This is a genomic window from Vibrio sp. 2304, assembly GCF_033339475.1.
Lineage (GTDB): Bacteria > Pseudomonadota > Gammaproteobacteria > Enterobacterales > Vibrionaceae > Vibrio > Vibrio alginolyticus.
This window is the reverse complement of record NZ_JAWOUQ010000002.1, coordinates 290,815-309,045: the sequence shown is the minus strand read 5'-3', so window position 1 is coordinate 309,045 and position 18,231 is coordinate 290,815. Positions and strand designations below refer to the sequence as shown.

Annotated in this window: 17 protein-coding genes; 11 read left to right on the top strand and 6 right to left on the bottom strand. The window is 45.5% G+C overall.

The features are described from left to right. Positions 1–92: 92 nt before the first annotated feature. The 5 genes from R7P64_RS06190 to R7P64_RS06170 form a co-directional block, all read right to left on the bottom strand. Positions 93–425, bottom strand: coding sequence for a YnfA family protein (locus tag R7P64_RS06190; protein WP_005377819.1), 333 nt, complete (start codon positions 423–425; stop codon positions 93–95). A 64-nt stretch (positions 426–489) separates the two neighbouring features. Then, positions 490–957: an Sbal_3080 family lipoprotein gene (locus R7P64_RS06185; RefSeq protein ID WP_005385757.1), complete on the bottom strand. Its 468-nt coding sequence runs from the start codon at positions 955–957 to the stop codon at positions 490–492. 416 nt (positions 958–1,373) lie between these two features. Beyond that, positions 1,374–2,057, bottom strand: coding sequence for a DUF4336 domain-containing protein (locus R7P64_RS06180; protein WP_064368205.1), 684 nt, complete (start codon positions 2,055–2,057; stop codon positions 1,374–1,376). A 249-nt stretch (positions 2,058–2,306) separates the two neighbouring features. After that, positions 2,307–3,782 carry a Na+/H+ antiporter NhaC family protein gene (locus tag R7P64_RS06175; RefSeq protein ID WP_005377816.1) on the bottom strand — a complete coding sequence of 492 codons (1,476 nt, stop codon included), beginning with the start codon at positions 3,780–3,782 and terminating at the stop codon, positions 2,307–2,309. 18 nt (positions 3,783–3,800) lie between these two features. Continuing rightward, positions 3,801–5,144 (bottom strand): glutamine synthetase family protein, encoded by a 1,344-nt coding sequence (locus R7P64_RS06170; protein WP_213885344.1) that lies wholly within the window; start codon positions 5,142–5,144, stop codon positions 3,801–3,803. Positions 5,145–5,484: 340 nt separating this feature from the next. Here R7P64_RS06170 and R7P64_RS06165 point away from each other — a divergent pair, with 340 nt between their 5' ends. The 9 genes from R7P64_RS06165 (at position 5,485) to R7P64_RS06125 (ending at position 16,231) form a co-directional block, all read left to right on the top strand. After that, a complete protein-coding gene (locus R7P64_RS06165; RefSeq protein ID WP_017633975.1) occupies positions 5,485–6,231 on the top strand; it encodes a gamma-glutamyl-gamma-aminobutyrate hydrolase family protein in 747 nt (248 codons plus the stop codon). 18 nt (positions 6,232–6,249) lie between these two features. Continuing rightward, positions 6,250–6,807, top strand: coding sequence for an HTH-type transcriptional regulator PuuR (puuR, locus tag R7P64_RS06160; RefSeq protein WP_005377813.1), 558 nt, complete (start codon positions 6,250–6,252; stop codon positions 6,805–6,807). A gap of 35 nt (positions 6,808–6,842) precedes the next feature. Then, positions 6,843–8,327 (top strand): aldehyde dehydrogenase, encoded by a 1,485-nt coding sequence (locus R7P64_RS06155; RefSeq protein WP_318118533.1) that lies wholly within the window; start codon positions 6,843–6,845, stop codon positions 8,325–8,327. Positions 8,328–8,364: 37 nt separating this feature from the next. After that, the gene (locus R7P64_RS06150) at positions 8,365–9,642 is read left to right on the top strand and encodes an NAD(P)/FAD-dependent oxidoreductase (protein WP_005385750.1); all 1,278 of its coding nucleotides are present in this window, start codon (positions 8,365–8,367) and stop codon (positions 9,640–9,642) included. Between the two features lie 17 nt (positions 9,643–9,659). Continuing rightward, on the top strand, positions 9,660–10,526 hold the full coding sequence (aguB, locus tag R7P64_RS06145; protein ID WP_213973388.1) for an N-carbamoylputrescine amidase: 867 nt from the start codon (positions 9,660–9,662) through the stop codon (positions 10,524–10,526). Positions 10,527–10,538: 12 nt separating this feature from the next. Further along, positions 10,539–11,621 (top strand): agmatine deiminase, encoded by a 1,083-nt coding sequence (gene aguA / locus R7P64_RS06140; RefSeq protein ID WP_213905923.1) that lies wholly within the window; start codon positions 10,539–10,541, stop codon positions 11,619–11,621. A gap of 54 nt (positions 11,622–11,675) precedes the next feature. After that, positions 11,676–13,103, top strand: a complete 1,428-nt coding sequence (locus R7P64_RS06135) for an NAD-dependent succinate-semialdehyde dehydrogenase (protein WP_213973389.1) — start codon at positions 11,676–11,678, stop codon at positions 13,101–13,103. A 14-nt stretch (positions 13,104–13,117) separates the two neighbouring features. After that, on the top strand, positions 13,118–14,389 hold the full coding sequence (gene gabT, locus R7P64_RS06130; RefSeq protein ID WP_054730169.1) for a 4-aminobutyrate--2-oxoglutarate transaminase: 1,272 nt from the start codon (positions 13,118–13,120) through the stop codon (positions 14,387–14,389). A 345-nt stretch (positions 14,390–14,734) separates the two neighbouring features. Next, positions 14,735–16,231, top strand: a complete 1,497-nt coding sequence (locus tag R7P64_RS06125; protein WP_318123262.1) for an EAL domain-containing protein — start codon at positions 14,735–14,737, stop codon at positions 16,229–16,231. A gap of 132 nt (positions 16,232–16,363) precedes the next feature. On the opposite strand, the gene R7P64_RS06120 is transcribed toward R7P64_RS06125, so the two are convergent. Beyond that, complete coding sequence (locus tag R7P64_RS06120) at positions 16,364–17,251, bottom strand: DMT family transporter (protein WP_318123260.1); 888 nt, start codon at positions 17,249–17,251, stop codon at positions 16,364–16,366. A gap of 110 nt (positions 17,252–17,361) precedes the next feature. Here R7P64_RS06120 and R7P64_RS06115 point away from each other — a divergent pair, with 110 nt between their 5' ends. Both R7P64_RS06115 and R7P64_RS06110 read left to right on the top strand, forming a co-directional pair. Further along, positions 17,362–17,844: a MarR family winged helix-turn-helix transcriptional regulator gene (locus R7P64_RS06115; protein ID WP_017633984.1), complete on the top strand. Its 483-nt coding sequence runs from the start codon at positions 17,362–17,364 to the stop codon at positions 17,842–17,844. Between the two features lie 23 nt (positions 17,845–17,867). After that, positions 17,868–18,221 carry an MmcQ/YjbR family DNA-binding protein gene (locus tag R7P64_RS06110; protein WP_017633985.1) on the top strand — a complete coding sequence of 118 codons (354 nt, stop codon included), beginning with the start codon at positions 17,868–17,870 and terminating at the stop codon, positions 18,219–18,221. Positions 18,222–18,231 lie beyond the last annotated feature (10 nt).

Genomic DNA, 18,231 nt, shown 5'->3' with positions numbered 1-18,231 from the left:
TTGGCTATGTAGCAATTACGTCATAATGTTATTAATCAATAAATCTAGCACATAGCCAAAATACTAAGCGTAAGGGTTTCCCTCGGTTACGTTTAGGATGCTCTGGGTGAAAACATGATGATTGACATGCCAAGCATAGCGACAGAAACCCCCACTATGTCCCAGAGCGTTGGTCGAACGCCGTCGATACACCACAACCATAGAATTGCGACAAAAATATAGACACCACCGTAAGCGGCATAAACTCTGCCAGTTGCGGTAGGATGTAAAGATAGAAGCCAAGCAAACATAGCAAGGCATAGCGCTGCTGGTACCAAAAGCCAAACTGACTTATCTTCCTTTAACCAGAGATAAGGTAAGTAGCAGCCTAATATTTCTGCAATGGCGGTTATAAAGAAAAGCCCAATGGTTTTGACTTCAGTCACTTAAACATTCCTATCTTTCTCTACAAATATATGATTCTTGTTAAATGGGCAATTGTTCGGCTCATTACATTTCGCCCAGCTTAATCTTGGATTGAGCCTCACTCACGGTTTGTTTACCGAATAACAAATCCATCATCGAAATGATTCGTTTGTTGTCTTTACCCCATTTATCTGGATTCGCGCTGTTTGGTGCTTTAAATTCAACTTGTCCTACTTTTTCGTTATTTTTGTAGGCTTTGATCTGAGCATCAGCGATAAATGTTCTAAAATCCCAGCTCCAGCGTGATACGTAAGTAAGTGTCAGCTCAGAGCTAACAGGAGGAGTGCCGTCGCTTACGACTGTGCATTTATGGGCGGTATCCAAACACCAGTCTTGCATCGAATCTAAGAAAACATCTCGCGTGGCGTTGTCTTTTACGATGGTGATTTCCTTGCTCTGATTTTCTTTCGAGATTGTTTCTACCGTATACTTTGGTGCCGCACATGCGGCTAATAGAATAGGCAAGCTTAGAATGATGAGTTTTTTGTGCATCTTATGTCTCTTTTTTAAATTTATATATTCAAACAACTTCAAGATACTGAGTTCAACGAGAATAACTAACAAGCATGGCAACAGTTATTAACAAAACCTTTAGAGTCGAAGGGTTTGTTTCGGGAGTATGCCAATGTCTCGAAGCAAAATAATTAATAAGAGATTGCTATAGCGTTATGTTAACTCTTGAACTTATGTCCGTATCAATGTTCAGAATTCTTCGCATTGAAGTTTTTGAAGTGCAATTCTAACGGAATTTTAAATTGCTGCATAATGCTCAATTAAGAGGAATAGGGGAGCTTATCGTTAAACATAACGTGTAGTTCTGTAAATTGCCCCCTAAGACTAAGCTAAAAGGGCCTAATGTTTTAAAATAGCTTCTTGTCTATTCTGTTGTGTGAGTTTTCAATGTTGTCTCATACTAGCCACTTAAAAGAGCGCTGTAAGAACTCGTCTGCATTATCAAGGACGATTTCGCCGTGAGCCATAACCAATATATTAGGTTTCCAAGACAGCAATTTATTTAAGTGTTTTCGAGCCTCTTGTTTGCTAAACATAAAACTTAGGCGCCAATCCAAAGGCATTTTTCCATTCGGAGCAAGAATACCGGCCCCTTTAGCCACAAACCGCTGCCAGTAGTTAAAGTTCTGGCCAGAAAAATTCTCGACGAGGTCAGTAACAATTAAGGTCTTTGAAAGTCGATGATAAAACACACACTCTTCCATTAATGGAGAGCCAGAAAATAGTTCTTGTTCAATCTCAGAGTTCCAAGCATTACCGCCTTGGTTAAGTGAAGCGTGAAAGTGTATATCACGGCACTTCTTAATGACTTCATCTGTGCCATAAACTTCTGCGCTAGGATAGGCAGATACCCATTCAGATAAGAACAAGTGGTGTAAATGATTAGGAGCGATTAAGTATTTCACTTGGCCTAGATTGTTGATTTGCTCTCTAATCGAATTTGATAACTTAATTGGACTATGAATCCAAAGGCCACCATCAGAAAGCCTAACAATAGTCATACGAGTGGTGTATGGGAGTCCTAAGAATTGGACGGGATCTCCGTCAAATATCCATATCTCATGGGCTAACTTTTTCATGTCTCTCCAACCGTTAACACTGTATTAAGGCGGCATTTAAGTTACTCAAAAGCTGCCTTGTTGCACAATAAACGCTTCGCTAAGCGTAAACCAAAAATATTAGGTTTACCAACCCCTTATTGAGTGCAGCTGTATATCTTTGAGTATTTTTATACTGAACGGGCGTAAAGTAGTTTTAAGAGGATCATTTGACTTGATAGAACAAAACCCCGCTATTTTTGAGCAGGGTTTTGCAATTAGATAAAGGGGCTAACCGATGATGAAGAAGAAAATCGCGGTTGCAACAATACCAATCAACGCATAAGGAAACTGTGTGGTTGCGTGTTGCATTGCTGTACAGCCCGAACCTTGTGCAGATAACACGGTTGAGTCACTAAAGAAACAAGAGTGGCTCCCTGCCGCTGATGCTGAAAGCAGCGCTGCAACGGTTAAGTGTAGAGGCACACCAAGCTGTTCGCCCAAAGGTAGAACAATTGGCATCGCTACTGCAAACGTTCCCCAAGACGATGCCGTTGCAAATACCAACGCGCCCGTAATCATAAAGATAATCGCCGGGAAGTAAGACGCTGACAGGTAAGGGCTGACGGTCTCAATGACATACTGCGTGACGCCCAATGAGTCGTTGACCGATTTCAACATGAAACCACCAATAACGGTCGCAAGCGGCAGTAGCATAACCTTAATGCCATCATAAACAGCTTCGAACATGTCGTTCATCGAGATCAGTTTTTGTGCGCCGTAAAAGCTAATAGTAAAGATTAGCGCGACGAAAACACCAGCAAGTAGATCGATACCAAAGTACCAACTTGCGGCAACGAGTACGATCATCGGCAACAAGAAGTTGACAAGGCCCATGGTTGGGTTGGTATGTGCAGATACATCGGGACCAAAGTCGACATCTGTTGCACCGTCTGGACGAACTTGACCATTCTTCGCACGCTTTTCTGCCTTTTTCATCGCACCTAGATCTGGGATCTTTTCCATTGCAACCAGCAAAACAATCACTAGCGTTACCCAGCCGTAAGCCATGTATGGAATAGCTTCAATGTATGCTTTGATACCATCTCCCGCTTCTGCTACTCCGTTTGCTTCTAGCAACGAACTGAAGAAAATTGCCCAAGTGGAAATCGGTACGAGGATACAGATAGGCGCGGCGGTTGAATCCACAAGATATGAGAGCTTTTCACGCGAGATTTGGTAGCCGTCCGTAACTTTTTTCATTGAGGAAGAAATTGCAATCGCATTCAAATAATCGTCGATAAAGATCAGAATACCTAAAGCAAAGGTCATCAGCATCGATTGCTTACGGCTTTTTACTTTCGTGACCAGCATGTCGGAGAAGCTTAAGATACTGCCGCCTTTCTCCAAAATAGCAATTAGGCCGCCCATCAAACCACAAACGAGGATGATCCAAGCAATAGTTTCATCCATCATTACACTCATGGAAATATCAACAATCTGTTCCACCGCTTCAGTTGGGTTAAGCAGAAGAACACCGGCAATAGCGCCGCTAAAGAGGGCTTCCACAGTTCGGTGTGTTGTCAGCGCAAAGACCAATACCAACGCCGTTGGTAAAAGACTCATCCATCCGTAGGCTTCGCCTTCCTCATGGTTCAAACCGATTGTGGTAAAAAAGACAAACGTCGCAACCGAGATTAAAGAAACAATAATGTGTTGAGAGTTGATTTTAAGAGGCGCATCCAGCGCCTTGGTCTGCGTAGTCATAAAGTTCATTTCCTTTGTTTATGCCGAGTGCAACATCCAGTCGATTTCCAATGGAGTAATCGCTCGCTCAAATTCTGCGAGTTCACTCTGTTTGCAAGCTAGATACAAATCGATAAAGTCTCTTGAGATGTATTGAGCCAGCTCACTGTGCTCCAGTCGCTCTAGAGCTTCTGACATACGCAGAGGTAACTCAATTGCATCATCACTGAGAGTCGGTGGACATTGATCTTTGGTGTAGCTTTCACTCGCTAATACTGCGGAAAGTACTACTGCAGCGAGAATGTAAGGGTTAACGTCAGCGCCTGCTATACGATGCTCTATACGGCGATTTTTGCTATCGCTGATAGGCACACGCAACGCAACACCACGGTGGTTTTCTCCCCAATCGGCTTTGGTCGGGACGTAAGCGCCAGGAACAAAGCGACGGTAAGAGTTAACGTTAGGACAGATTAGGGCCATGGAATCGGATGTTTGTGACAGCATCGCTGCCATGGTTTGATAGAAGAAGGCGCTCGCTTGACCGTCTGGCTGGCTAAAGTGGTTGTTACCATCTGTATCAACCAAGCTGAGGTGAATGTGCATGCCATTACCCGCTTGCTCACTAAAAGGTTTCGCCATAAATGTGGCGTCAAATCCGTGCTGATGAGCGACTTGGCGAATCAAGCGTTTTGCGATGATGATTTCATCACATGCTCGAAGTACATCTTTAGAATGGTTGAAGTTGATTTCGAACTGCCCTGGTGCCGATTCAGATAGGGCTCCGGAAGTGTTTAAACCTTGTTCTAATGCAATTCGATTAAGGTCGGCCAAGAAATCAGCGTAGTCATCTAGTCCATCAAGGTCGTAAACCTCGGTATCTTTTTCTCGAGTTTTTTTCGTGGGGTTAATTGCCGTTAATGGTTCGCCATTTTCGCCGCGGGTTTTGTCTATTAAATAGAACTCCAGCTCGAGCGCGATACAAGGATATTGGTCTTTAGCATGCAGTGTTTGCAATATAGAAGCGAGAATGTTTCGGATGAACAGTGGGTTAGGGTGCTGCCCGGTTTCATCCATCATACTAAGCAGTAGCTGACCAACTTGTTCTTTTGCCGTCGGCATTAAGGTGCCGCTGATTGGATAGCAGAGGTTATCTGGTTCTCCGAGATCTTCTCCCAACCCGGCCGTTTCAACGACGTTACCTTTGGTATCTAGGGTGATGGTCGAAAGGGGGAGGGCAACACCTTTATTCAGTTTTTCTAGAGCATCTATCGGGATGCGTTTTCCTCTTGGGGTGGCATTTATATCGGTAAAGATGAGATCGATAAATTCAATATCGGGCCATTTTTGTTTAAAATTTTGTACTTCCTGTAGATACGATTCCATTTTCTTCTCCAAATAGCCTGACGAGTAGAAATTAGAAATAACCAAATTAACAAATAAATTACAGCACTCTGAACGAGTTGTTTGTTTTTCAGGTTATTTTTAATTTAAACATGCACTTACACTGTGCTTTTGATGTTTAACGGCTGGTTTTTATGTCTTTCTGTTAACTATTTTGTAACAGTTGGTTTTGTTTTGTTCAATATAATGAGCATAAATATTCAGTTTTGAAGCCTAAAAAGTGCGTCAGATCACGTTGTGACGATAATAATGGTCATCTGTGTTGATAATTTTGTACATGGTTTGTAGGGTTTGTGTTAAATAAATTGAACATGGACATATCATGGCAGATACACACAAACCCATCATTGGTGTGGTTAGCTGCGCTAAAGAGTTGGGTGGCTATCAGATACAAGCGGTCAACGACTTTTACCTTCGCGCCATAAAGGATTTTGGAGGACTACCGATTATGTTGGCTCCCGACATGTCGGTCGATGACGTAACCACCATCCTAGACATATGTGATGGTTTTCTTTTTCCTGGCAGCCACTCTAACGTTGCGCCACATCGATACAATGCAACGCACGAAGAGAGCTACAAAGATGAAGCTCGTGATGAGCTCTCATTCACGTTAATTCGTCATGCGGTTGACCAAAACATTCCGTGCCTTGGTATTTGCCGCGGCTTTCAAGAGATGAATGTCGCACTCGGTGGCTCGTTAAACCCAGCCGTTCATGACTCCGGCTTCAATGACCATCGTGAAGCGCCTGTTGAAGATTTCGAACAAAAATACGCGCCAGCACACGCTGTGCTAGTTCAAAAGCAGAGCTTATTTGAACAATGGCTGGTGCAAAATCATTGGGAAAATACCACCTTCTTTGAAGTGAACACACTACACAACCAAGGCGTCGATCAGCTTGCTCCTCTATTACAAGTAGAAGCTAAAGCCCCGGATGGCTTGGTAGAAGCATTTAGTCTTCCTAATCAAAAATTTTTCGTTGGCGTGCAGTGGCACCCAGAATGGGAAGCAAAAACCAATCATTTCTCTCAAATTTTGTTCAATGAATTTATGATGGCTACCTCTCGTTAAACGTTTGGAGCTGTATGAATGGACAATCAAGAGATTGGTAAAAATATTGTTCAGTTACGAAAAAAACATGGATTGTCACAAAGGGAACTAGCCGAGCGCGCTGGTATTACCCACAGTGCAATCTCATCCATTGAAAATGGCAAAGTGAGCCCGTCGGTCAGCTCACTACAAAAAATCGTTAATGTATTTTCTTTATCGTTATCAGAGTTTTTCACTTTTGAACAACCTTCGAACGATGAAGTGAAAGTAGTCATCAAGCCGTCAGATCTTGTGGAAATCGGGAGCGAGACGGTGTCCATGAAACTGGTAACGAATGGTGACAAAGATCAAGTCATCGGATTCTTGATCGAGGAATACGCACCTTATGGAACCACTGGTGCGGCAGAAATCAAACACGAAGGCGAAGAGATTGGCACCGTATTAGAGGGTGAAATCACTCTGGAATATAAAGGGCAATCTCATGTCATAACAGCGGGCGAGTCGTACATTATTGATACGACGAAGCCCCATCGATTTACAAATCACACAGACAAGGCTTGTCGAATGATAAGTGCGCATACGCCAACCACATTTTAGTGGGGGCTTGCCTTGTGTGATCACAAGGAGAGCGTATGAAAACCCAAGAGCAATGGATTGAACTAAAAAACAATCTAAACATCGAAAACAGGGCGTACATTAACGGTGAATACAGTGCCGCTTTAACAGGGCAAACCATCCCGGTAGTTAACCCAGCAACAGATGAGATATTCACCGAAATCGCCCGTTGCCAAAATGAAGATGTTGATCTCGCGGTTTCATACGCTCGCCAAGCATTTCAATCCGGTCAGTGGAGCGAGAGCAGCCCAGCTCATCGCAAAGCAGTGCTTAAACAGTTTGCTGACTTGATTGATCAAAACCAAGAAGAATTGGCTCTGCTAGAAACGCTTGATACCGGTAAGCCTATTTCTCACAGCTTCTCTACCGATATTCCTGGTGCGGCGAGTGCATTACGCTGGTACGCAGAAGCAATCGACAAAGTATACGGCGAAGTTGCCCCAACCGAAAAAGATGTACACGCTTTTATTTCTCATCAACCAATTGGTGTGGTTGCTGCGGTTGTACCGTGGAACTTCCCACTTTGGCTTGCGTGCTGGAAGCTTGGCCCTGCTTTAGCCGCTGGTAATAGCGTGATTCTAAAACCGTCAGAAAAATCTTCTCTCACCGCGATATTCCTAGGTCAACTTGCTTCTCGAGCGGGCTTGCCAACAGGCGTTTTCCAAGTCGTTACGGGTTTTGGTCATGAAGCTGGCGACGCGCTGGCGAAACACCAAGACGTAGACTGCATCGCCTTCACAGGCTCGACGCGCATTGCAGGTCAACTGATGGTCAGATCGGGTGAGAGCAACCTAAAGCGTGTGTTTGCAGAAGCGGGCGGCAAGAACGCGAACATCGTGTTTGAAGATTGTGATGATTTAGACCGCGCAGCAGCAGACACCGCCGCAGGGTGTTTCTACAACCAAGGTGAGGTGTGCGTCGCGGCAACCCGCCTGCTTGTTCACGAAAGCATCAAAGATCAGTTTATAGAAAAAGTTATTCAAGCGTCGAAAGCGTTCACGCCAAAAGACCCAATGGACCCAAGTTCATCCATGGGTGCACTCATCGACCAAGATCATAAATCAAAAGTATTGGAATACATCTCGTTAGGTGAATCAGAAGGTGCAAACGTACGTTGTGGTGGCGATGTCGATGGGCAGGGCGCATTTGTTTCCCCAACCATTTTAGATAACGTCGACAACAAGATGCGTGTCGCCCAAGAGGAAATTTTTGGTCCGGTGCTGTGTGTCATTCCATTCAAAGACGAAGCGCAAGCAATCGAGATCGCTAACGATTCGAAGTACGGCTTAGGCGCGGCACTTTGGAGTAGCAATATCAACCGCGTTCATCGCGTAGCAAAACGACTGCAAGCCGGCTCGGTTTGGGTCAACAACTACAACGAAGGTGATATGACGGTCCCATTTGGCGGATTCAAAATGAGCGGAAATGGTCGAGACAAGTCTCTCCACGCGATTGAAAAATTCACCGAAACCAAAACCACTTGGATTCGCCTCCATCCTTAAGCCTGCTGACGATTACGATAAATAAAGGAATAGTTCTATGAACAAGCATACGGATTCGTTCTACGCGCACTCTGTGCCAAACATGCCGGAATACCCACAATTACAAGACAACATCGAGTGCGATGTGTGTGTAGTCGGTGCGGGATTCTCTGGTCTTTCTTCTGCACTGCACCTAGCGGAAAAAGGTTTTAAAGTTGTTGTGCTAGAAAGCGCAAAAGTGGGCTTTGGGGCAACTGGTCGTAACGGCGGCCAAATCGTTAATAGCTACAGCCGAGATGTTGACGTGATTGAAAGCCGTTACGACCAAAACCAAGCCAAAGCTCTGTGCGATATGATTTTTGAAGGCGGCGATATCATCCGTGGTCTGATCGACAAATACGACATCAACTGTGATTACAAGCAAGGTGGTTTGTTCACGGCACTGAATAGTAAACAACTCAAAGGGCTAGAAGAGCATAAGAAGAACTGGGAGCGTTACGGCAACGACCAACTGACTCTGCTTGACGCAGGAGAAGTAGAACAAGCGGTAGGGACCAAAGTGTACACTGGTGGCTTGTTGGATATGCGCGGTGGTCACATTCACCCGCTTAAACTCGCGTTAGGTGAAGCCGCTGCGTTTATTTCTCTGGGTGGTCAAATCTTTGAGCAGTCGGCAGTCGTTTCGATTGACAAAGGGATTAACCCAGTAGTTAAAACGGCGCAAGGCAGCGTGAAGAGCAAGTACGTGGTTTTGGCAGGTAACGCCTACCTTGGTGGGTTGGCTCCAAACATCAGCAACAAAGCGATTCCGTGTGGCACACAAGTGGTGGCGACTCAGCCTTTGAGTGATGAGCAGCTAAAACAAGTGCTGACCAGCGACTACTGCGTTGAAGACTGTAACTACTTGCTTGACTACTTCCGCTTAACTGCCGATAAGCGTTTGTTGTTCGGAGGTGGTGTGGTTTACGGCGCACGTGACCCAGAAAACATCGAAGCACTGATCCGTCCGAAGATGGAAAAAGTCTTCCCACAATTGAAAGGCATTAAGATCGATTACACCTGGACGGGTAACTTCTTGCTGACTTACTCACGCATGCCGCAATTTGGCTCGTTTGCAGACAACATTTACTACCTCCAAGGCTACAGCGGTCACGGTGTAACGTGTACTCATCTAGCAGGCAAGTTGTTGGCAGAAGCATTGACCGGACACGCTGAACGTTTCGATGCGTTTGCTGCACTGAAACATTACTCCTTCCCAGGTGGCCGCCACTTCCAAATTCCGTTTACGGCAATGGGTGCGGCTTACTACAACCTACGTGACAAACTGGCGATTTAAGAGATAAGGAATATCCAATGAGCAAAGTGGTGAAATTTGCATCCCTTCAACTGACGAAAAGCTGGGATCTGGAAGATAACTTAGCCAAAGCAAAAAAGGCGATTCGTGAAGCAGCACAAAACGGTGCGAACGTGATTCTTCCGCAAGAGCTGTTCGCTGCGCCTTACTTTTGCAAAAAACAAGAAGCAAAGTATTTCGAGCTTGCAGAAGAAACGGAGAATTGTCGTCTTATTAAAGAGATGAGTGCGCTGGCTAAAGAGCTCGGCGTCGTTATTCCAGTCAGTTACTTTGAAAAAGCGGGCAACACGTTTTTTAACTCGCTAGTAATGATTGATGCAGACGGCACGGTATTAGACAACTACCGTAAGTCACACATTCCTGACGGCCCGGGTTACAGCGAAAAATACTACTTCAGCCCTGGCGATACCGGTTTCAAAGTGTGGCAAACCAAGTTCGGTAAGTTTGGCGCTGGTATTTGTTGGGATCAATGGTTCCCAGAGCTGGCACGCAGTTTGGCTCTACACGGGGCTGAAGCGATTTTCTACCCAACTGCAATCGGTTCTGAGCCACAAGATCCAACGTTGGATTCACGTGATCACTGGCAACGCACAATGCAAGGTCACTCGGCAGCAAACCTCGTTCCAGTCATCGCGTCAAACCGAGTGGGTACTGAGGTCGATGATGGTATCGAGACCACGTTCTACGGCTCTTCTTTTATCACTGACCACACCGGTGCAAAAATTGCCGAAGCACCACGTGAAGGTGAAACCATCATTTACGCAGAAATTGACCTCGCTGCGACAGCGAAAGCGCGTCACGCGTGGGGCTTGTTCCGCGACCGTCGTCCAGACCTTTACACCAGCGTTGGTAAACTAGCTGTTTAAAGAGGCGTTAAAATGAAGTTATCGACAACACCAGCGCAAGATGGCTTCTATTTTCCGGCTGAGTTTCAGCCGGTTAGTGAAGTTTGGCTAGCGTGGCCGGAAAGGAAAGACAACTGGCGTGATGACGCGTTACCCGCGCAAGAAACCTTTGCCAGAATCGCGAACTTAATCGCGGAAGTGACCAAAGTGTGTGTGGCGGTGTGCTGGCACAACTTTGACCGAGCGCGTCAAATGCTTCACTCAGATGTACGTTTGGTGGAAATCCCATTTAACGATGCGTGGATGCGAGACATCGGGCCGACCGTGCTTGTTAACCAAGCGGGCGAGCGCCGTGGGATTAGTTGGCAATTCAACGCGTGGGGCGGCGAATACAACGGCCTTTACGACAACTGGCAGCAGGACGACCTTGTAGCTGCCTCGGTGTGCGACATCATCGGTATTGATTATTACCGTGCTCCGTTTGTACTTGAAGGTGGGGCGATTCACACCGATGGTGAAGGCACGCTTTACACCACAGAAGAGTGCTTACTCAGCCCAGGACGTAATCCGCAGTTGAGCAAAGCGCAAATCGAAGAGCAGTTAAAGGCGTACCTCGGTATCGAAAAAGTCATTTGGTTGCCAAATGGTTTATTCAATGACGAAACAGACGGCCATATCGACAACCTGATGCACGTCATCGCGCCGGGTAAAGTGGTGCTGAGTTGGACCGATGACCAAAGCGATCCGCAATACGCATTGTCTCGTCAAGCTGAGCAAGTGCTGAAATCGCAGCAAGATGCGAAAGGGCGCGATATTGAAATTGTCCGTTTGCCATTACCGGGGCCGCTGCACTACAGCGAGCGCGAAGCCAATGGTATCGACGCCAGTTCAGGAATGAGTCGACAAGCTGGCGAACGCCTAAGTGCCTCTTATGCCAACTTTCTTATCGTCAACGGGCATGTGTTCTTGCCAATGTTGGATGAAGAAACCGACGCCATTGCCATAGATATTTTGCAAAACGCGATGCCGGAGTACCAAATCATCGCGATACCGTCGAGAGAGGTTTTACTTGGCGGAGGGAACATTCACTGCATTACGCAGCAGATTCCCGCTTAAACATTAGCTCGCCGCAGAATCTGCGGCGATGATGAGTTGTCAAAAGGAATGACCATGCAACAGATACAAAACCAAAGCCTTGTTTCGTTTATGGTAGCGAATCCACAACAGGGCATTGCAGTTACAAACCCGGCGACCGGAGAACTCCTCGGGTACGCACCAGTCTCAACCGAAAACGACATTTTAAATGGCATTGAACGCGCCAATGTGGCGCAGAAAGAATGGGCGGCACTGCCAGCAAAAACGCGCGCTGGCATGCTCAATCGTTGGTTCCAACTTCTGTTAGAAAACAAAGCCGACCTTGGCCGCTTAATGACGTTAGAGCAAGGTAAGCCGCTGGTTGAAGCTCAAGGTGAAGTGCTTTACGGCGCGAGCTTTATCGAATGGTTTGCTGAAGAAGCGAAACGTACCTACGGCGAGACGATTCCAGCACCGAGTGCAGACAAGCGTTTGGTTACCATCAAACAGCCAATTGGTGTCGCCTGTGCGATTACGCCTTGGAACTTCCCAATCGCGATGATCACGCGCAAAGCAGGCCCAGCTTTAGCTGCAGGCTGTAGTTTTGTCGTAAAACCATCTGAATCCACGCCGTTGTCTGCATTTGCGGTGGCAGAACTTGCTTACCAAGCTGGTATCCCTCGCGATGTGCTGCAAGTGGTTCTGGGTGAAAACTCACGTCAGGTAGGCGCTATCTTCACTTCGCATCCGTTGATTCGTAAGTTGTCTTTCACTGGCTCTACCCAAGTTGGTAGTGTGTTGATGCAGCAAAGCGCGGCGGACATTAAACGTACCTCAATGGAGCTCGGTGGCAACGCGCCGTTTATCGTATTCGATGATGCCGACATTGATGCTGCCGTGGCGGGTGCGATGGCGTCGAAGTTCCGTAACGCAGGCCAAACGTGTGTTTGTGCGAACCGTTTCTATGTACACAGCAAAGTGTATGACGAATTCGTTGCTAAGTTTGACGCTGCGGTTCAGCAGCTCAAAGTTGGTAACGGATTGGAAGAGGGGGTCAACATTGGTCCAGTGATCAGCGAGTCAGCGAAGCAAGGCATTCAGACGCTTATTGATGGTGCTATCGAGCAAGGCGCGAAGCCGGTTTCAGAACTTAAAAAGCTCGATGGTCTATTTATGCAGCCAGTGGTTCTCAAAGACGTTACTCACGACATGAAGATTGTTTCCGAGGAAATCTTTGGCCCTGTTGCGCCAGTGATTCGTTTTGACAGCGACGCACAGCTGATCGAAATGGCGAACGACACCATTTACGGTCTTGCGTCGTACTTCTACAGCCAAAACATCCACCGTGTTTGGAAAATCGCAGAAGCGCTCGAATACGGCATGGTTGGCATTAACGAAGGCATGATTTCTACTGAAGTCGCTCCTTTCGGCGGTGTTAAGCAGTCCGGCATCGGACGCGAAGGAGCAAAACAAGGTATCGATGAATACATGGACGTGAAATATCTCTGCTTTGGCGGCAACTAATTAAGGACAAAACAATGACAAACCAACAACTACACGAAAGAAGAAGCCAAGTTATCGCTCAAGGCATGGGCGCACTGTACCCACTTTACGTCGAGAAAGCAGAAAACGCTTACGTGTGGGATATTGAAGGCAACAAATACATCGACTTTGCAGCGGGCATTGCGGTAACTAACACGGGGCATTCTCATAAACGCATTAGTGAAGCGGTAAAAGCTCAGTTGGATAACTTCTCGCACACGTGTGCAATGGTCACGCCTTACGCGTCATTCGTTGAGCTGGCAGAAAAGCTGACAGAACTTGCACCAGGTGAGACTAAGAAGAAAGCGATTTTTCTAACCACTGGCGCCGAGGCGGTCGAAAATGCCGTAAAAGTGGCACGCGCTCATACAGGCCGTAGCGGCGTGATAGCGTTTAAAGGTGGCTTTCACGGTCGCACAAACATGACTATGGGGTTAACTGGTAAAGTTGCGCCATATAAAGCAGGCTTTGGTCCTTTCCCGAATGAAATCTATCACGCGCCGTACCCAAATGCGTTCCACGGCATCAGCGTTGAGCAAAGCTTACAAGCAATCGACGATCTATTTGCTTGCGATATCGAACCTTCACGCGTTGCGGCGATCATCTTCGAGCCAGTACAAGGTGAGGGCGGCTTCTACAAAGCACCTGAAGCGTTTGCACAAGGCTTACGTCAGCTGTGTGATAAGCACGGTATCATGCTGATTGCCGATGAAATCCAAACGGGTTTTGCTCGTACCGGTAAAATGTTTGCAACAGAGTACCTAGGCATTGAACCAGACCTAATGACAATGGCGAAAGGCATTGCTGGTGGTTTCCCAATCTCAGCGGTAGTTGGGAAAGCGGATGTGATGGACTCTGCACTACCCGGTGGTTTAGGTGGTACTTATGCGGGCTCGCCACTTGGTTGTGTTGCTGGTCTTGAAGTGCTGAAAATCATCGAAGAAGAAAACTTGTGCACTAAAGCGATGGGCATTGGTGAAGTGGTCAATGCACGAATGACTAAGCTGCAACAGTCAGTACCTGCTATCGGTCAAATCCGCACTACTGGTGCAATGATGGCGATTGAGTTTACTGACCCAGAATCAGGCAAACCACTGCAAGAGATGACCAAAGCGGTGATTTCTAAAGCGCAAGAAAACGGCCTTATCCTGCTTTCTTGTGGAGTAAAAGCGAACGTGATTCGTCTGTTACCTCCACTGACCATCGAATCTGACGTGCTAAATGAAGGCCTAGATAAGTTGGAAAAAGTGATTCTTGAAGTGGCGTAATTCACGCACTTTTAAATAGCAATAACAAATAAAGGAAGCGGTTGGCATCAATCGTTTCCTTTTTGTTTTTTAGCGTATCTGCTGCCTATCTAAAAAGTATTGCTCAAGATCCAAGTTGTCACTTTTATTACGGATGACTTAACAGTTGGGCTCGTTCTTACTTTTCACTTAGTCGCTACTTTGTTCTCCTCGAATGTGGTTTGGTGCTCACATTCTAAATCCCGACATCTGAAAGCCACTTGAGTCTATAATTTTATTGAGCGTCATTCCTCACTTTTTGGACTATAAAAATGAGATAGTATTCATATCCCACTTAGGTTGCTTGACAGATTAGCAGGACGAACTTTGATAACAAAGAATACAAGGTATGCCATTTTACTCGGCTTAGTTCCCATCGCCATATTTGTAGTGGCCTTTCATTCGATAACCAACTTTTACGTCAACTCGGTAAAAGCGTCGAAAATAGATGCTTACGTAGATTATTTAAATCAAAGGTCTGCCTATTTGGACGGAGCAATAGTGAAGCAGATTGCTCAGTTAGATTTTACTTGTAGTGATAGTGATGTAAGAACTTTACGCGACCCACGTTTTTATAACCGTTACATTCGTTTTATTGCGATGACCACAGAAGGCGGAAAAACGTGTTCCACGGTTGGTAGTGAAGTGTCTCGCCCATCTAGTAGTGAACGATTTCAGATGGATGAAAACTTTTTCGCATCACTTATTTTGCCGCAACAGAATGACCAAATAGAGTGGATGGTCATTTATGATAATGAACACGTTGAAGTCTTCTGGGTACTTGATAACAGTTGGGTTAACGAGGTAATAAAAACGCCTTGCAAAGACTGCCTATTTGTAGAGTTTAAGTATGATGAACCAATATTTGGTGATTTAACGATAAGCCGTGGCAAAGCGAATATTACAGGAGAAGAAAACGCACTCTCAAAAGAGTTTTTCTTTTCAGGAGAGTCTCAAGCCAACATGCTCATCAAGATATACAGCGGTGAAAAACTTAAAAATTATGCTCAGGAAAGAGTACTTTTGTGGGGCGGTCTTGTAAGTGTGCTTGCAGGTCTTGTGACTGCCTTTGCATACATATCTGGTAAAAGCTTGAGAAAATCCATTACAGGTCTAATTGAAAATGGGATTAGTAATGCAGAATTTATTCCTTACTACCAGGCGATTGTCGATAGTCGCGATGGTAAGACAGTAGGATATGAAGCTCTGATTCGATGGTCGCGACGTGATGGAATGGTGCCACCAAATATGTTTATTGGTGCTGCAGAAGAAAGTGGCCTGATTATTCCGATGACGAATCAGCTTATTCGTAAAATCATACAAGACTTAAGTGACTTACCCGAGCATACGTGGGTCAGTATCAATATTGTTTCCTCCCATTTAGAGTCAGGTGTATTAACGAAGTTACTGTCGGAGTTAAATTGGCCAATCTCTAATAGAATTCATTTTGAATTGACCGAGAGAATACCAGTAAAAGACACTGAGGCCGCGAAAAAAGAGATTTTGTATTTAACGAATAAAGGCTACAAGTTCAAAATTGACGATTTTGGTACCGGATATGGTGGCTTTTCTTACCTACAAGATTTGGGCATCCGGTGTGTAAAAGTGGATAAGATGTTCATTGATCCAATAGGATCTGACGACCAAAAATTGAAAGTGCTGGACTCAATTGTGTCTGCAGCGAACAAAGCGGAATGTGAGATGATTGCAGAAGGTGTAGAGAGCCAGGCTCAAGTCGAATACCTGGCTCAGCATGCGATTTACCTTATTCAAGGTTATGTTTACGCTAAACCTGAGCCCCTGACTAACCTTGCAAGCGCTTAACAGCCATAATGTCAAAACGTATCGTTTTAAAGGTGTCAGTTGCCTAGGTTAGCGCTGATTTCTGCTGATGGGGTTACACTTGAGGATTCCTAACACTCTCATTACTTCTAGAGTGTTAGGAATTAACGTTACTTAGGAGGAGAGTGCGGCTCTTTTCGCTTTGATCGACGTAATGAGCTGAGGTAGTAATGACATTACGATCATTCCTAGCATTAAGCTGTATTGCAGAGGAGTGAACGTTTCCCCCAATAGCAGTAGGCCCGAAACAATGCCTGCGACTGGGTTTGCAATACCACCAAAGGTAAAATCTACGACCGACATCCGCTGTAATAACCATACATACATGCCATACCCTAATGCAGTGTTCAGAATAATTACCCACAGTAACCCTAGAATATTCGTCATGGATACGCCCTGAACGACCGTAACATATGGCTCTGGATTGTTTATCGCCAGCACACTTGTTGCGATAGACATAATCACGCCACCCAAAATGAGCTGCCATGTTAGCACTGTCCACCAGTGCATTTTTGTACCTAGTGACTTTGTTACGCTACTTCCTATCACGATGCACATAATGGCGGAGATCATCGCAAGTAAGCCCACGGGTTCGAGAGAAATAGAGCTAGGATCAAATAAGAACCAAGCTAAAGTAATCAAAGTTGCGCCGCTTATCGCTTGAATGCCACTAGGCTGACGTTTGTAGACCGCCCAACCAAACAGCATCGCAAAAACGGGGACCGAAACCATACCAACACCAGAGATGGCAGAAGGAAGCGTCAACGCCATGACAAAAATGAGACCAAAGAAGCAAGCGATGTTGATGGTTCCTAAAACAAGCAGCACCTTCCACTCACTTCTTTTCGGAAACGAGGGCTTTATTGCCAGCAACAAAAGACCCGCAGGCAGTGCCCTTAGAGCGCCAAGTAAAACGGGAGGCCAGTCCGGTAGAGTAAACTGAGTAACAGCGTAAGTCGTCCCCCAAAAAAAGGCAGGAATCATCGCAAGTAAAATGTTCATGTTAAATATCTTTATGTAGAGATAATTAAATGTAACGATATCGGCAAGGTGGCTTTTTGTAAAGTATCTTTATGTTAAAATAAAAAATATATGATGTTTGGAGAGAAATAATGGATGCAATTGATAGAGTGGTAGAGCAGTGGGCTAGGGAGAAGCCAGACCTCGACACTGAACCGATGGCAATAATGGGTCGACTAATGCGAATTGCAAAACACATGGAATCTAGGGTCGCCGAGCTACATAAGAAGTACGACCTGAAAATGGGTGAATTTGATGTGTTAGCGACACTGCGTCGAGCTGGTTCACCATATTGTCTTACTCCCTCAGCGTTAATAGAGTCGATGATGCTCACTTCGGGTGCGATGACTAATCGCTTAGATAAACTTGAGAAGAAAGGGTTTATTACCAGAACCCATAGTAAAGAAGACCGACGTAGCGTCACCGTTGAACTAACAGAGCAAGGCTTAACCTTAATTGACAAGCTAATTTTGGAGCATGTAGACGTTCAGCAATCGTTATTGCATGGTTTAGAAGGCAATGAAAAAGAGCAGGTTAACCAGGCGTTAAAATTGCTATTGCCACAATTTGAGTGAGAACGCAGAAGGAGGTAGGGGATATGAAAAGCAAAGAACTAGAACAATACTTAAGTACCTTCATGTGTGCAGAAAGCGATTTCCCATTTGGGCCTGAAGCGCTTGTTTACAAAATCAAAGGCAAGATGTTTGCCATCATTGCAGAGAGAAACGGTCGGGAGTATGTCAGCGTAAAAGTAAAACCAGAAGATGGAGAAGTCTTAACGTCGCAGTTTACGGACATTATCCCGGGTTATCACTTAAATAAGCGTCATTGGATAACGGTTTATTTTAACGGTGATGTCGAGGATGGGTTGATTCAAGACTTGTGTGAACGCTCTTATGCTCTTGTCGTTGCCAAGCTGCCGAAAGCACAACGAGCGTTGCTTGGTGAGTAATCGGCAACGC

What these genes read in the sequence shown, in the direction of transcription:
- R7P64_RS06185 (WP_005385757.1), bottom strand. Translation starts at nt 957, where the DNA reads ATGCACAAAAAACTCATCATTCTAAGCTTGCCTATTCTATTAGCCGCA.
- R7P64_RS06180 (WP_064368205.1), bottom strand. Translation starts at nt 2,057, where the DNA reads ATGAAAAAGTTAGCCCATGAGATATGGATATTTGACGGAGATCCCGTC.
- R7P64_RS06175 (WP_005377816.1), bottom strand. Translation starts at nt 3,782, where the DNA reads ATGACTACGCAGACCAAGGCGCTGGATGCGCCTCTTAAAATCAACTCT.
- R7P64_RS06170 (WP_213885344.1), bottom strand. Translation starts at nt 5,144, where the DNA reads ATGGAATCGTATCTACAGGAAGTACAAAATTTTAAACAAAAATGGCCC.
- R7P64_RS06165 (WP_017633975.1), top strand. Translation starts at nt 5,485, where the DNA reads ATGGCAGATACACACAAACCCATCATTGGTGTGGTTAGCTGCGCTAAA.
- puuR (WP_005377813.1), top strand. Translation starts at nt 6,250, where the DNA reads ATGGACAATCAAGAGATTGGTAAAAATATTGTTCAGTTACGAAAAAAA.
- R7P64_RS06155 (WP_318118533.1), top strand. Translation starts at nt 6,843, where the DNA reads ATGAAAACCCAAGAGCAATGGATTGAACTAAAAAACAATCTAAACATC.
- R7P64_RS06150 (WP_005385750.1), top strand. Translation starts at nt 8,365, where the DNA reads ATGAACAAGCATACGGATTCGTTCTACGCGCACTCTGTGCCAAACATG.
- aguB (WP_213973388.1), top strand. Translation starts at nt 9,660, where the DNA reads ATGAGCAAAGTGGTGAAATTTGCATCCCTTCAACTGACGAAAAGCTGG.
- aguA (WP_213905923.1), top strand. Translation starts at nt 10,539, where the DNA reads ATGAAGTTATCGACAACACCAGCGCAAGATGGCTTCTATTTTCCGGCT.
- R7P64_RS06135 (WP_213973389.1), top strand. Translation starts at nt 11,676, where the DNA reads ATGCAACAGATACAAAACCAAAGCCTTGTTTCGTTTATGGTAGCGAAT.
- gabT (WP_054730169.1), top strand. Translation starts at nt 13,118, where the DNA reads ATGACAAACCAACAACTACACGAAAGAAGAAGCCAAGTTATCGCTCAA.
- R7P64_RS06120 (WP_318123260.1), bottom strand. Translation starts at nt 17,251, where the DNA reads ATGAACATTTTACTTGCGATGATTCCTGCCTTTTTTTGGGGGACGACT.
- R7P64_RS06115 (WP_017633984.1), top strand. Translation starts at nt 17,362, where the DNA reads ATGGATGCAATTGATAGAGTGGTAGAGCAGTGGGCTAGGGAGAAGCCA.
- R7P64_RS06110 (WP_017633985.1), top strand. Translation starts at nt 17,868, where the DNA reads ATGAAAAGCAAAGAACTAGAACAATACTTAAGTACCTTCATGTGTGCA.